This window comes from Halorubrum wangae, assembly GCF_051194135.1.
In the GTDB taxonomy this organism is placed as follows: Archaea; Halobacteriota; Halobacteria; order Halobacteriales; family Haloferacaceae; genus Halorubrum.
This window is the reverse complement of record NZ_JBLZNH010000002.1, coordinates 798152-811365: the sequence shown is the minus strand read 5'-3', so window position 1 is coordinate 811365 and position 13214 is coordinate 798152. Positions and strand designations below refer to the sequence as shown.

The 13214-nt window shown below is 66.3% G+C and carries 6 protein-coding genes; 4 read left to right on the top strand and 2 right to left on the bottom strand.

The window, feature by feature from the left end:
* Positions 1–88 precede the first annotated feature (88 nt).
* Both ACNS84_RS09230 and ACNS84_RS09225 read right to left on the bottom strand, forming a co-directional pair.
* Positions 89–6688 carry a malectin domain-containing carbohydrate-binding protein gene (locus ACNS84_RS09230; RefSeq protein ID WP_435074548.1) on the bottom strand — a complete coding sequence of 2200 codons (6600 nt, stop codon included), beginning with the start codon at positions 6686–6688 and terminating at the stop codon, positions 89–91.
* 641 nt (positions 6689–7329) lie between these two features.
* The gene (locus tag ACNS84_RS09225) at positions 7330–8538 is read right to left on the bottom strand and encodes a threonine synthase (RefSeq protein WP_435074547.1); all 1209 of its coding nucleotides are present in this window, start codon (positions 8536–8538) and stop codon (positions 7330–7332) included.
* 133 nt (positions 8539–8671) lie between these two features.
* Between ACNS84_RS09225 and ACNS84_RS09220 the strand changes: the two genes are divergently transcribed.
* From ACNS84_RS09220 to ACNS84_RS09205, 4 genes are all read left to right on the top strand, one after another.
* Positions 8672–8956, top strand: a complete 285-nt coding sequence (locus ACNS84_RS09220) for a DUF5789 family protein (protein ID WP_435074546.1) — start codon at positions 8672–8674, stop codon at positions 8954–8956.
* A 130-nt stretch (positions 8957–9086) separates the two neighbouring features.
* Positions 9087–10367 (top strand): amidohydrolase, encoded by a 1281-nt coding sequence (locus tag ACNS84_RS09215; protein WP_435074545.1) that lies wholly within the window; start codon positions 9087–9089, stop codon positions 10365–10367.
* A 90-nt stretch (positions 10368–10457) separates the two neighbouring features.
* Positions 10458–11105 (top strand): DUF8102 family protein, encoded by a 648-nt coding sequence (locus ACNS84_RS09210; RefSeq protein WP_435074544.1) that lies wholly within the window; start codon positions 10458–10460, stop codon positions 11103–11105.
* A 394-nt stretch (positions 11106–11499) separates the two neighbouring features.
* Entirely contained in the window at positions 11500–13197 is a 1698-nt protein-coding gene (locus ACNS84_RS09205; RefSeq protein ID WP_435074543.1) for a BCCT family transporter, read from the top strand.
* Positions 13198–13214 lie beyond the last annotated feature (17 nt).

Sequence of the window (13214 nt, the reverse complement as noted above, 5' to 3'; positions counted from 1 at the left end):
CGGTGCGTGGTCTGTCCGGGAGCGCCCGGCCCGATTGGGTGCCGCACCTCTGGAGTGGCACCGGGCCGGAGCGCGGAGCGGCGGCTGATCAGGCCTCCGTCCCGTCGTCGTCGCCGGCCGCTAGTCCGTTGGCGAACAGCGCCTGTGCGTCGCCGGAGTTCACGAACCCGTCGCCGTTGTAATCGAACGCGGCGGTGTTGTTCTGGACGACCGGGTCTTGGCTATTCGCGAAGATCGCCTGTGCGTCGCCGGAGTTCACGAACCCGTCGCCGTTGACGTCCTCGTAGAGGCCGTCGCCGTCGGGATCGGTCGGCGGGTTCTCGAAGTCGCCGATTGGCGGAATCGGCTCGTCCTCAAGCGATTCGACCTTGATCGCGCTGATCTTCGCGTTGTCGTTGGTCACCGCGAAGTCGACGTTCAGCGTGCCGTCGGTCACCTCGACCGTGTAGGTCTTGTCGGTGGCCGTCAGCGGGCCGACCTCGGAGTAGATGTCGTAGTCCGTGAGGACCTCCTCTCCCTCGACCGTCGCGCTGAACAGCCGATCGTTCTCGTTCGTCCCGTCGGTCGGTCCGTCGGAGTCCGGCGAATCGGTGCTAGCGACGCCCTGGTAGATCTCGGCGAACCGGAGCGTCACCTCGTAGGTGCCGTTCTCGACGGGCACGGCGGCGTTCGGCGCGCCGTCTCCGCCGCCGTACAGCTCGGTCTGGTACAGCGTGTCGTCCTCGGTGTCTGCGATGTCCTGCGTGACGCTGTACGTCGAGCCGCCGGTGAACACGTCGCTGTTCGCGCTGGCGACGTACTCGGCCCCGTCGGCGGCGGTGTAGTTGCTACCGCCGGCGTTGACCGCCGCGACGACCGTTCCGTCTTGGTCGGGCTCGTCGACGTACACCGCGAACGACTCGCTCGCGGTCGCGTTCCCGTCGTCGGCGGTGACGGTCACGTCGTAGGTACCGACCGTGTCAGTCCCGGGCGCGATGGTTATCGTCCCGTTCGCGTCGTCGGCACTGACGAACGACGGGCCGCTGACCGACAGGTCGAGCGCGTCGCCGTCCGCGTCGGACGCCGGCACGTCGACGGTCAGGGACTCCCCTTCGGAGACGCCCTTGTCGGTGATGCTCCCCATCGTCGGGGCGGTGTTCTCGGGCCCCTCCGAGAGCTCGAGCACCGCGTAGTCGGAGGTGGGCCCGGTGTCGCCGTCCGGCTCCTCGACGGCGGCGACGAAGTAGTTCAGGCCGCCCTCGGCGGTGGAGTTCGTCAGCGTGACGTCCACCGTGGCCGCGCCGGTGTCGTCGGTCGTCGCCGAGTAGTACTGAACGTCGACCGCCTTGTTCGCCTCGTACTCCTCGATGTCGTACGGATCGGGGACGTTCGAGAGGTTCAGTTCGCCCTCGACGCGGAGGAGCGTCACGTCCGCGTTCGCGGGCGCACCCGAGATACTGACTGTCTGGTCGGCCGCCGAGACGGTCGCGGCAGTGTGCCGGTCGGACAGCGTCGTCGACGAGAGCGAGACGCCGTCGACGGAAATCGTCGGCTTCGTCTCGTCGGTGTCGTTCAGCACGGTGGCCTGCGAGCCACCGGCGCTGCCGTCGCCGACGAGCGTCGCCTCGTACGTATCGATCTCGTCCGCGCCGACCGACACGGTGCCGCCGGCCAGTTCGAGCCCGGAGACCGGGCCCGCGGCCTGCGAGCCGAGGTCGGTGCTGCTGATGCTAGTCGGGTCGTTGTCGATGGAGAACGACATCGTCTCGCCCGGCTCGAACTCCGAGAGCGTGACGATCAGACTGTCGTATCCGGCGCTGTTGTTCTCCCCGTTGTGGAAGTTCGCGTACTCGACGTTATCGACGGTGACGTCGCCGCCGTCGAGCGTGAACTCCTTGCCGACGTTGTCGCCGGCGGTGTTGAACGGATCGAACACCATGTCCGGGAGGACCGTCTCGTTCAGGTCCACCCGGACCGTCGTGATGTTCGTCTCGCCGGTGTTGGTCACCTGGTAGGAGCCGGCGCCGTAGGTGCTGGCCTCGATACCGCCGCCGGGCGTGAGCGCCACGTCGGCGCTGGTGTTGCCGGAGACCGAGGTCGATTCGTACTCCAGCGCCACCGTCTGCGAGACGGCCCCGTTCGAACCGGGACCGTCCTGCACGGCGGCCTGGTAGTAGTTCAGGTTCGTCTCGTCGAGCGTCACCTGGACGGTCGCCTGCCCGTTCGAGTCGAGGCTGACCGTCTGGTTGCTGACGGCTTCGGCGTTGTCGGCCTCGTAGGCGTCCACGTCGTAGCCGTCGGTCGGCGGTTCGCTCGCTTCGATAGTGAGCAGGTTTACGGTCTCGCCCGCGGGCCCGCTCAGCGTGAGGCTCTGCTGCTGGTCGCCGACTGTCGCGGCCTCGTGGGCCGGGAAGTCGGTCGCGCCGAGCGTGACGCCCTCGACGCCGAGCGCGGGTGCGGCCGAGGAGTCGGCGCTCACGTTGGCCTGTGACCCGCCGGCGGAGCCGTCGGTGTACAGATCGTTCGAGACCGTGGCGCTACTCGACGACACGGTGACCGCGGAGCCTGAGAGTTCGAGGCCCGAGACCGATCCGGCGCCGCCGGTCGTGGAAGCGCCCTTGATCGTCGTCGGGTCGATGTCCGTCGAGAACGTCACCGTCTCGCCGGCCTCGAAGTCGGTGAACTCCAGCGTCAGCACGTCGTAGCCTTCCGCGTCGTCGACGCCGTTGTGCGGCTGGCTGAACACCGTTCCGCTGTCCGTCGTGACCACGCCGGCGCCGTCGCCGGACTCGCTGTCGATGACGACGCCCTTCGCAGTCGCGTCACCGGCGGTCCCGTTGGGGTCGAACACCGCGTCGGGGATGGCGCTCTCGCTCAGGTCTATCTGGACCGAGGAAAGGCTCTCCTCGCCGGTGTTCGTGACGCTGAAGGAGCCACCGTTGAACGTACTCGCGCCGATGGCGCCGCCTTCGGTGACCGTCACGTCCGCGCTCGTGGACGCGGGCGTCACGTCACCGGTGTCCTGCACGGTCACGTTGACCACGTCGGTGTCGGACGCCTGGCCGTCGGAGACGCTGACCTCGAAGGTGAGCTCGGTCTCCGAGTCGACGTCGGGCGCGGTGAACGTGAGCGTCTCGCCGTCGTTCTGGCTCGGGCTCACGTCCGGACCCGCCGTCTGGGTCCACGTGTAGCCGAGCTGGTCGCCGTCCGGATCGTCGGAGCCGGACGCGTCGAGCGTGACTTGACTGCCCTCGTCGACCGTCTGGTCCGCGCCCGCGTCAGCCGTCGGCGGCTGGTTCTCGGGCGCGTCCACGTAGTCGACCGAGATGTCCGTCCACGTCGCCGAGAACGTCGAACTCGCGCCGTTGGACGTCGAGATGACGCCAACCGCGAGACCGCTTCCGTCGGAGGTGTCGAGCCAGCTTGCGGGCATCGCACCGGTCCCGACCTCGGTCGTGTTGCCGTCGACCACGTACTCGGCAGTGACCGCGACCTCGTCGACACTGTTACTGGTGTCGGGGTCGGTCGTCGGGTCAACCGTCATTCGGAGCGTCGTGGTCCCGCCTGCGACGGCGCTGTCACTCACGACGTTCGGCGAGGTCGGATGGGTGAACGAGTCGTCGACCTCCTTCGCGAACTCGATGCCGCCGTTGCCGCCGTCGGCCGCGGCGACCAGTTTGACGTAGTTGGACTGGTCACCGGGGCCGATCTGGATCCCGGCGGACTGGTAGTTTTCCGGATTGTCCGGGAAGGAGGCGACCGTCGTTTCGACGGTGAACGGCTCTTCCGGCGGGTTTACGCCGAACTGGAACGCGTACTGCTGGTCGTTCGGGGTCTGGTAGGCGTCGCCCTCAGGCACCTCTTCGACCGTCAGGACCTCCGCGGCCCCGCCGATCGTCATCTTCGTCGGGTCGTAGAGGTCCTGGTAGTCGTCCTGTCCGTTCGTCATCACGCCCGTCCAGCCCTGTCCGTTGTCGCCGAACAGGCTCAGCTCGGAGAGGTCGTGCTGGACCGGCAGGCTCGTCGTGACCCCGTTGTCCGGGTCGACCGCGAACGGGTCCACGCTGTCGTTTAGGCCGTCGTTGTCGTCGTCCGGATCGTTCAGGTTCGACTCGCCGTCGTCGTCGAAGTCGGCGGGCGTCGAACTCGACGAGCACGGGTCCGTGCCCGCGTCGATCTCGTCGGCGTTATCGTAGCCGTCCTCGTCCTCGTCGAGGGACGGATCGTCTGCGCCGGTACACTGGTCGCCGTCCCCGCCGCCGTCACCGAAGTCGTTCGGCTCGAAGACGGTGACGTCGTTGCCGCCGTGGTTGGCGGTCCAGACGGTGCCCTCGAACGCCTCGTCGTCGTCCTGCGCGGTGATGCCGAGCGGACCGCCGGTGTTGAAGATTGTCTCGACGTTCGTGGCCGTCTGGCCGTCGGCGCTCAGTTCGACGCGCTCGACGTCGCCGCCGAGCTCCACTTGGAGGATGTCGCCCTCCATCGCGCCGCCGAAGTTCGAGGCGGTGTACTCGGTGGTTCCGCCGGTCGGACCGAACAGGACCTTCTGTCCGCTCGTGGTCTCCATCGTGTTCGCGCTACCTGCGGGTGCCCCCGGGTCAGGCGATCCGCTCGTCGGCGGGATGTAGTCGGCCTCGACCGGGTTCACCATGCTCGACGGGACCGGGGAGTTCGACTCGTTGATGTCGAAGACCACGTTCCCGTCCGCGTCGTAGATGTCCGCCTGCGTGGGGTTCGCTCGGATGGGCGCCGCGTGTCCGGCGTACTCGCCCTCGTTAGCCGCGATGAGCTGGTCGTTCGTCGAGAAACTCCCGTCCTCGTTCGGGTGATTAGTCACCGACGCCGCGTCGGCCACGGTGTTGCCGTCCGCGTCGGCCGGCTGGCCGCCCCAGCCGCCGTTCGGACCGTGGTCGCTGACGTAGAGCTGACCGCTCTCCGCGAGGACCAGGTCGTAGGGGTTCCGGTAGCCGGGCGAGTAGATCTGCACCGGGCCGCCCTCGACCAGCTTCGCCTGGTTGATCCCGTCGTTTCCGCCGAACGGCAGGTCGCCGCCCTGAATCGTCGGGATCGAGTAGAAGTAATCGAGGTCCGGATACGCGCTGTTCTCGCTCTGGAGACTCTTCGGCTGGTTCTCGCTCTCGATCTGTGCCAGGTCGATCTCGAGGACCGCCGCCGACAGCGCGTACTCGGGCGTGTGCCCGAAGTTGTCGCCCGGCGCGCCCTTGTTGGTGTGGCCGCCCTGCGCGACGTACAGCGTGTCGCCGTCGGGCGTCAGGTCGAGACCGTTCGTCGCGTGGTTCTCCTCGGAGCGCGGCAGCCCGAGGACCAACACGTCGTGGGTAACCTCGCTCGCCTGGAGCGTTCCGTCGCTCCCCGGGTCGATCGTCAGCCGGGAGATCGCCCCGGAGTTGGTGTCCGTGTCGTCGTCGTCCTGCCCGACGTCGATCTCGGGGTCGCTGGAACCGACGTAGACCACGGGTTGGTCGGCGGTACCGCCGACGGTCAGGCCCGTGATCTGCCGGTTGCTCTCCGACTCGACGTTACCGAAGTCGTCGTGGTTCGGGATGTCCTTGATCGCGCCGATCGCGACCTCGTTGTTGACCTGGTAGCTGTCCTCGCCGGTGCGCTCAGCGTCGAGCGCGTACACCATTCCGCTCTGCGTCGAGACGTAGGCGCGGCCGTCCGGGCCGATGTCGATGGCCGTCGGGTTGCCGGCGCTGAAGCCCTGGAGCGTGGATTTGCTGAATCCGACCGGGACGTCGCTGACGCCCTCACCCGAAAGGTCGACCGTCAGCGGCGAGGTGGTGTTCTCCGCGTCATGGCTCACCTCCAGGCTCGCCGACTTCGTTTCGGTATCGGACGGCGAGAACATCACCGAGACGTCGGTCGTCTCGCCGGGCGCGAGCGTCACGCTCCCGGAGAAGTCCGTCGAGAAGTCACCGGCGTCAGTGCCGGTCACCGAGGCGCCGTCGACCGTGATCGACTGGTCACCGCTCTCGCCTTCGTTCGAGAGTGTGACGGTCTCGGTCGCGCTCTCCCCGGTGACGACCGTCCCGAAGTTCACGTTGTCGGGACCGTCGAGTACCCCGGGCTCGGGCGCGGCCTCGACGACCTCGATGGCTGAGACCTTCGCGTTGTCCACTTCCGTCGTGAACGAGACGTCGAGCGTTCCGTCGGTCGGAGTCACCTCGAACGTCTCCACGGTCGCCGTTGCAGCACCGCCGGTCTCGGCGGCGATGTCGTAATCGTTCAGGACCTGCTGTCCCTCGATCGACGTGTCGAAGACACGGTCACCCGTGTCCGCGCTCGCCGTATTCACGCCGTGATAGACCTCGGCGAAGTAGAGCCGGACTTCGTACTTGGTCCCGGAGCTCACGTCGAACGACCACGAGTGGTCGCCGTACCGCTCCGTGAGGAACGCCTCCGAGGGCGCGTCCGTCGGATTCGTGATGTCCCCCGCCGACAGGCTAGTCGCCGTGTAGGTGGAGCCGCCGGTGCTGTACGTGCTCCCGCTACCGTCGGCCGTCCAGTCCGGTCCGGACGATGCGCTCACGCTCGGACCGCCCGCGTTTACTCTCTCGATGACGTCCCCGCCCGTCTGCGCCTGCGCGACGCCGGTACTTCCTATCACCCCGACCCCCGCGGCCGAGACCAACATCAGCACGGAGAACGCGACCGCGAAGAACCGCGTGGTTGCGGACGCGCTCACTGTGATCTCGTCTCCGATCTCGACAGAATCGTTTCGTCACTGTGCCTCATCCGCCGATATCCCTCCGGACGTGTACACGCGTCACAAGCTGCCGCGCGTACGAGGACAGGCTGCTGCTTTCTACGGAGCATCAGACATGTTGAGGAAACAACCAATAATTGTTATGAGTACGACAATAAGATTCAGGAAGTGATCGGAACGATTACATCTGACCTACTACTCGGGCCGTGTACAGTTCCGATTTCAGACCGCTGGAGGTTATTTCATATGATGTGTTTTATTAATAAATATGGGAATAACACGCGTTCAGGACGGTGTTGAATCCATGGTAAATACACATAAACACGGTCGTCTGGAGGCCTGAAAGTGGAGATCTCATCGCTCGTCAGAACGGTGCGCGAAGCAGGACAGTTCGATTCGAACGGTCGCGTTCGGTAGGCGGCGGGTCGTCCGCGGTGTCCGATATCGAGGTGGACATTCGCTCGGTGAAACGCTCGATCAGTTTGAGCGTCCGTCCTGTGGTCGCTCGGCGCGAACCGTCGCCGACGCTCTCCGGAACGCTCCGACGACGTCACGCATCGAACCGATCAGGTGCGGCCCACGCGTCGGCGGACGCCACACGGCGGTCGTCGTGGACGCCGTCAGCGGACGCCGAGAAGCGCTGCGAGCCGGTCCGGGAGCTCCGCACGGCTCGTCCGCTCGGTCGCAACCGAGTCACCGTCGGTGCCGAATTCTTTGAACCCCGTTCCGGTCGGGATGAGGACGACGTCATCGTCGTCGGCGATCTCACCGCGTTCAGAGAGGACGGACGCGCCCGCGAGCGACGCCGCCGACGCCGGCTCCACGCAGAATCCGCCGTCGACCGCGAACCGCCGCTGTGCCGTACGGATCTCGTCGTCGTCGACGGAGACGACGGCGCCACCGGTGTCGCGGACCGCTGCGAGCGCGCGGGAACCGCTCGGCGGGTCTGGGTTCCCGATCGAGTGGGCTATCGTCTCGCTGGTCTCCTCGGGGGAGAGGGGCGTCGGGTCGGTCTCGCCGGCGTCGAACGCCCGTGTTATCGGGTCGCTCGCGGCGGTCTGGACGAGGTGGATGCGCGGGGGATCGTCGAGCAGACCGGCCGTCTCGAGGTCGCGAACGCCTCGCCAGATCCCCGAGGCGAACCCTCCGGAGCTCGTCGGCAACACGAGCGCATCGGGCGCGTCGGGCGCGAACGCCTCGCAGATCTCGAACAACGCGGTCTTGTACCCGCTGATCCGCGCCGGGGCGTCGCTCACGAGGATCGCTATCGGGAGTTCGGTCGACAGGTCGAGCGCGTCGCCGTAGAGGGCCCCGTAGTCGCCGTCGACCCGGACGATGGTCGGGTCGTACTGGTCGATGAGCGCCAGCCGAACCGCCGGAATGTCGTCGGGGACGAGCACGACGCACTCACGCCCCAGACTGGCGGCGTGTGCGGCGGTGCTCATCGCCATGTTCCCGTACGAGACGGTGCCGACGGCGTCGCCGCCTGTCTCGACGGCGTGCGGGACCGCTACGGCGCTACCCCGGTCCTTGTACGCCCCGGTCGGCTGTTCACCCTCGTCTTTGACGTACACGCGACACCCCGCGGCGTCGTCGAGGCGCCGGCTCCTGACCAGCGGGGTCCCGCCCGCGGCACGCGCGACGCCGTCCGGCCGATCGATCGGCAAGAGCGGTTCGTATCGCCACATACCGTCGTGGTCCCGACAGTCCGCCCAGGCGAAGGCCGTCGTGTCGGGCTCGAACCAGAGTGGCTCCCCGCACGCACAGCGGACGCGGGTCGCGTCCTCGTACCGCTCGTCGCACCGATGACATCGCAACACGGGAGACATGGAAGCCACTGCGGCCCGCGGTCAGGTATACGCTCCGGCCGCGGACGCGACTCCGCACCGAGGGAGACGGATCGCGACCGCCGGCGATCGTATCAAGCAGCAGTCTTTTCAATGTCCTTCATGAACGATGTGTATGGATGTCGACGCAGCGTTAACCGACGTCTGTGACCGTCAGTACCCCGTCGCGTACGAGACCGTCGTCCAAGAGTGCGACGAGGGCGTCGTCGAGTTCGCGAACGGCGAACGGATGCCGCTTCCGGAGATACTGGAGGTCATCGACGACGAGCCCGAGACGTTCCGGTCCGAGACCGAACTGGAGGCGTTCGTCACCTCGCTGCTCCCGGAGGACGCGGTCGGACGGAAGGGGTACGACGACCGTGGGAGCGCCGCCACCGAGTCGGACGAGACCTCGTTTTGAGCGGTCCGGCCCGCCACCGTCGGGGAGACGGGGAGGCCCGGTCGACGACGCCGTCGGACCGAACAGCCGGTGCCGACGGGGTGGCCCATCGGCCACGGTTAAGTGTCACCACCGCCTTGGCTCCGGAGAGATGCCCCACGACGCCCGAGCCGACCTGACCGAACTCCGGCGAGCGTTTCACCGCCACCCGGAGCCGGGGTGGCGCGAGTTCCGAACGACCGCCCGCGTCGTCGAGGAGCTCGAGCGTATCGGCGTCGACGACATTGCGGTCGGTCGCGACGCGCTGGCGACCGACGAGCGAATGGCCGTCCCCGACGACGACGAGATCCAGCCGTGGATCGACCGCGCTCGTCGTGCCGGGGTCAGCGAGGACCTCCTTGAGCGCACGGCGGGCGGTCACACGGGCGTCGTCGCGACACTCTCCCGGGGCGAGGGGCCGTGTATCGGGCTCCGGGTCGACCTCGACGCGATATCGATCCGGGAGTCGGACGCGAGCGACCATCGACCGGCCGCGGAGGGGTTCCGATCCGAACACGACGGGTACATGCACGCCTGCGGCCACGACGCGCACCTGGCGATCGCGCTCGGGACGCTGGCGGCGGTCGAGAGGAGCGCGTTCGACGGTACGTTCAAAGTGTTCTTTCAGCCCGCCGAGGAGCTATCCGGCGGCGGAAAGGCGATGGCCGAGAGCGGCCACCTCGACGGCCTCGATTACCTCTTCGCGCTGCATATCGGGCTCGGACATCCAACCGGCGAAATCGTCGCCGGCGTGGAGAGCCCGCTGGCGATGGCGCACCTGACGGCGACGTTCGAGGGGGCGAGCGCTCACGCGGGGAAGGCGCCGAACGAAGGGGCGAACGCCATGCAGGCCGCCGCGGCCGCGATCCAGAACGCGTACGGGATCTCGCGTCATCGAGACGGGGCGACGCGGGTGAACGTCGGACGGATCGAGGGCGGCTCCGCGAGCAACGTCATCGCCGAGGAGGTGACAATCGACGCCGAGGTCCGCGGCGAGACGACCGCGCTGATGACGTACGCGCGCGACGAGCTCGAACGGATACTGTACGCCGCCGCCGAACTGCACGACTGCGACGTGACGCCGCACGTGATCAGCGAGTCGCCGTGCGTCGACAGCCATCCGGCGCTGCGTGAGCTCGTCGGGACCGTGGCGTGGAACGTCGACGGCGTCACGCGGGTGATTCCGTCCGAAGAGCTCGGCGTGAGCGAAGACGGGACGTACCTGATGCAGCAGGTCCAAGACGCCGGCGGGCTGGCCTCGTACCTCATCGTCGGCACGGATCATCCGACGAGCCACCACACGCCGACGTTCGACATCGACGAAGAGAGCCTCGAAATCGGGACGACGCTGCTGTCGGAGACGATAGTCGAGCTCTCGCGTCGCCGGCCGTGACGGGACGCGAACGGCCATACTTCGGCGTCATCGACGGCGCACATCTACGGAATCAGTACTGTTAATCCGCTGGCACGGCGTGGTGGGGGCATGAGCCAGAACGACGTGCCGGAGTCGCTGGAGGCGGCGGCCGAGTCCGACCGGCCTCGCGGCATCTTGACTCCCTCCGACCGTGACTTTCTGCTCGGTCGAAAGACCGATTACACGGACCACTCGCGGAAGCAGAAGCGGAATCGGATCCGGCGCCGCGTCAGGAACGCGATCCTCGATTTCAGTATTCTCTTCGAGTGCCTGGAGGAGCGCGACCGGAAGACGGTGTTCGACCCGGACGACGAGGACCGCGATGCGTACACGCAGGGGATTACCGACATGCTCGCGTTCCTCCACCTCGGGACGATGGGGTACCACACGCCGTTCAAGGACATGCTGTCGGAGGGCGTCGGCAAGGCGGAACAGCAGCTCGCCGGGTCGAACTACCGGATGGTCAACGTGGATTTCAACGTCGAACCGGTCGGCCAGATCGACGTCGACAGAGTGGTCGAAAAGCTGGAAAACGACGAGTTCGCGGAGCTCACCGACGAGGAGCTCCGAGCGTTCGTCCGCCTGCTGACCATGTCCGAGTCGTTTTCCCCGGAACAGGCCGGCGAGGAGATCAAAGACCGCGTCGACGAGTTCGCCGAGAAGCTGACCGAAAGCGCCGCCGCTCACGAGCGGACGATCGAAGAGCTCACGAACTGACGGCCGCGATGCGTCCGGCCGCCGCACGGTATCAATTATCGGTAACACATGCGACGCGAGGGCCGCGGACAAACGTCACACTGGTTCCGGAACCGAATCCGCACTCGTTGTCTGTGAACCGAGTTCGAGCGTGGGTTCGCCTGGTGACCCGTCGTCTCTCGTTACTCAGTCCGACTTTTGGCGTGAATTTCTGCTGATTTAGACAATATGTGTGACGGAACAAATTTCGTCGAGTCGATATCCGAGTTGCATGAGTCAGGTTGATTGTCGCATTTTGAGAAACACTTATTGTGTATTACACGTATCACCCGCTCATGCCATCACTTGGCATGGTACTCGACCGGCAGAGACAGCGTAGGTCAGATGGTCGCCGTCGTCGAGGAGGTGTCACCTGATGAGCGGCTCCGAGCCGGGCATGATAGAGGAGTTCCGAGAGGAAATCGACCCGATCGTCTTCGCGTTCGGCGCCCTGTTGACCGTGGGCGTGATCGCCGCGTTCTTCATCAGCCCGTCTGCCGTCGAGAGCGGGATTTCGTCGCTCAACAACCAGCTACTTGGCGCGTTCAACTGGGCGCTGCTGTTGATCGTGTTCGTGATCGTGCTGTTCCTCCTCTTCCTTATCGTGGGTCCGTGGGGGAGTATCAAACTCGGCGACGAGTCGCCGGAGTACAGTTTCCTCTCCTTCTTCGCGATGCTGTACTCCGCCGGGTTCGCGGCCGGCGTCGTGTTCTGGGGACCGACCGAGGCGCTGTTCTACTACAACAACCCCTCGCCGCTGTTCAGTGGCGTCGAAGCGGGGACGGCGGAGGCGATGACGGTCGCCGTCCAGCAGACGCTGTTCCACTGGGCGCTGCCGCAGCTCGCGGTGTTCACGATAATGGGCATCGCTATCGGGTACTTTGCGTATAATTACGACAACGTCCCACTGCGCGTCTCCTCGGCGCTCACGCCGATCATCGGCGCCGACAACCTCGACGGCCCGGCCGCGAAGGTCGTCGACATCCTCGCCGTCTTCGCGACGATAGGCGGCGTCGCAACGTCGCTGGGCTTCATCGGGAGCCAGTTCGTCACGGGACTCGACTACCAGTGGGGGATCAACATGGGCGATCTGGGCATCCTGCTCGTCGTCACCATGATGACCCTTCTCTTTACGACCTCGATGGTGCTCGGAGTCGACAAGGGGATCCGTCGGCTCTCGAACTTCAACATGATTCTGTTCGTCGTGTTGATGTTCGTGACGTTCATCGTCGGCCCGACGCTGTTCCTCGTGCTGCTGGGCACGCAGGCGTTCGGCGGTATGGTCACCGACTTCGTCTCGATGAGCCTCTTCACCGGCGCCGGGCCGATGGGCGCCGGCGATATGGGCGCGACCGGCTGGATGAACGCGTGGACCGTGTTCTACTGGGCGTGGGCGCTCTCGTGGTCGCCGTTCGCGGGGCTGTTCATCGCGCGGATCTCCAAGGGACGGACCGTCCGTGAGGTCGCGTTCACTGGTATCGTCGCGACCTCCGGCGCCACCATCCCGTGGTTCACCTTCGTCGGCGGCACGGCGGTCTGGGCGCAACACAACGGTATCGCCGACTTCAGCGCGGTGATGTCCGGTGAGGCGGGAGCGGAGGTGTCCGGCTTCATCCTCTTCGAGGCGCTGAACTTCTCGTTGAACGTCGGCGGCGCGTCGATGACAATCCCGATCGGCTCCGTGCTGATCTACGCGTTCATGATCCTCGTGACGACGTTCTTCGTCACGTCGGCGGACTCCTCGACGCTCGCCGTCTCGATGATGACCACCGGCGGGAAGGCCAAGCCGTCGAACATCAACCGCATTTTCTGGGGCGTCGTCCTCGGAATGACCGCGGCGATCCTGATGATTCTCGGCGGCACTGGCAGCGCGAACACGCTCCAGCAGGCGGCGATCATCACCGGGACGCCGTTCGCCTTCGTCTGCTTCCTCGCGATGCTGTCGCTGATCAAGGACTTCGGCAAAAACTACGACCAGGTGCTGTTGCAAAACGAGACGGTGCTGTACGGCAAATCGAAGAAGTCGGACTCGCAGTCGAGCGCGTCCAAGTCGATCGGCTCGGACGACGACTGAGGACCCGTCGTTCCGGC

Excerpts from the sequence above, each read along its gene's own strand:
- ACNS84_RS09225 (WP_435074547.1), bottom strand. The coding sequence starts at position 8,538 with ATGTCTCCCGTGTTGCGATGTCATCGGTGCGACGAGCGGTACGAGGAC.
- ACNS84_RS09220 (WP_435074546.1), top strand. The coding sequence starts at position 8,672 with ATGGATGTCGACGCAGCGTTAACCGACGTCTGTGACCGTCAGTACCCC.
- ACNS84_RS09215 (WP_435074545.1), top strand. The coding sequence starts at position 9,087 with ATGCCCCACGACGCCCGAGCCGACCTGACCGAACTCCGGCGAGCGTTT.
- ACNS84_RS09210 (WP_435074544.1), top strand. The coding sequence starts at position 10,458 with ATGAGCCAGAACGACGTGCCGGAGTCGCTGGAGGCGGCGGCCGAGTCC.
- ACNS84_RS09205 (WP_435074543.1), top strand. The coding sequence starts at position 11,500 with ATGAGCGGCTCCGAGCCGGGCATGATAGAGGAGTTCCGAGAGGAAATC.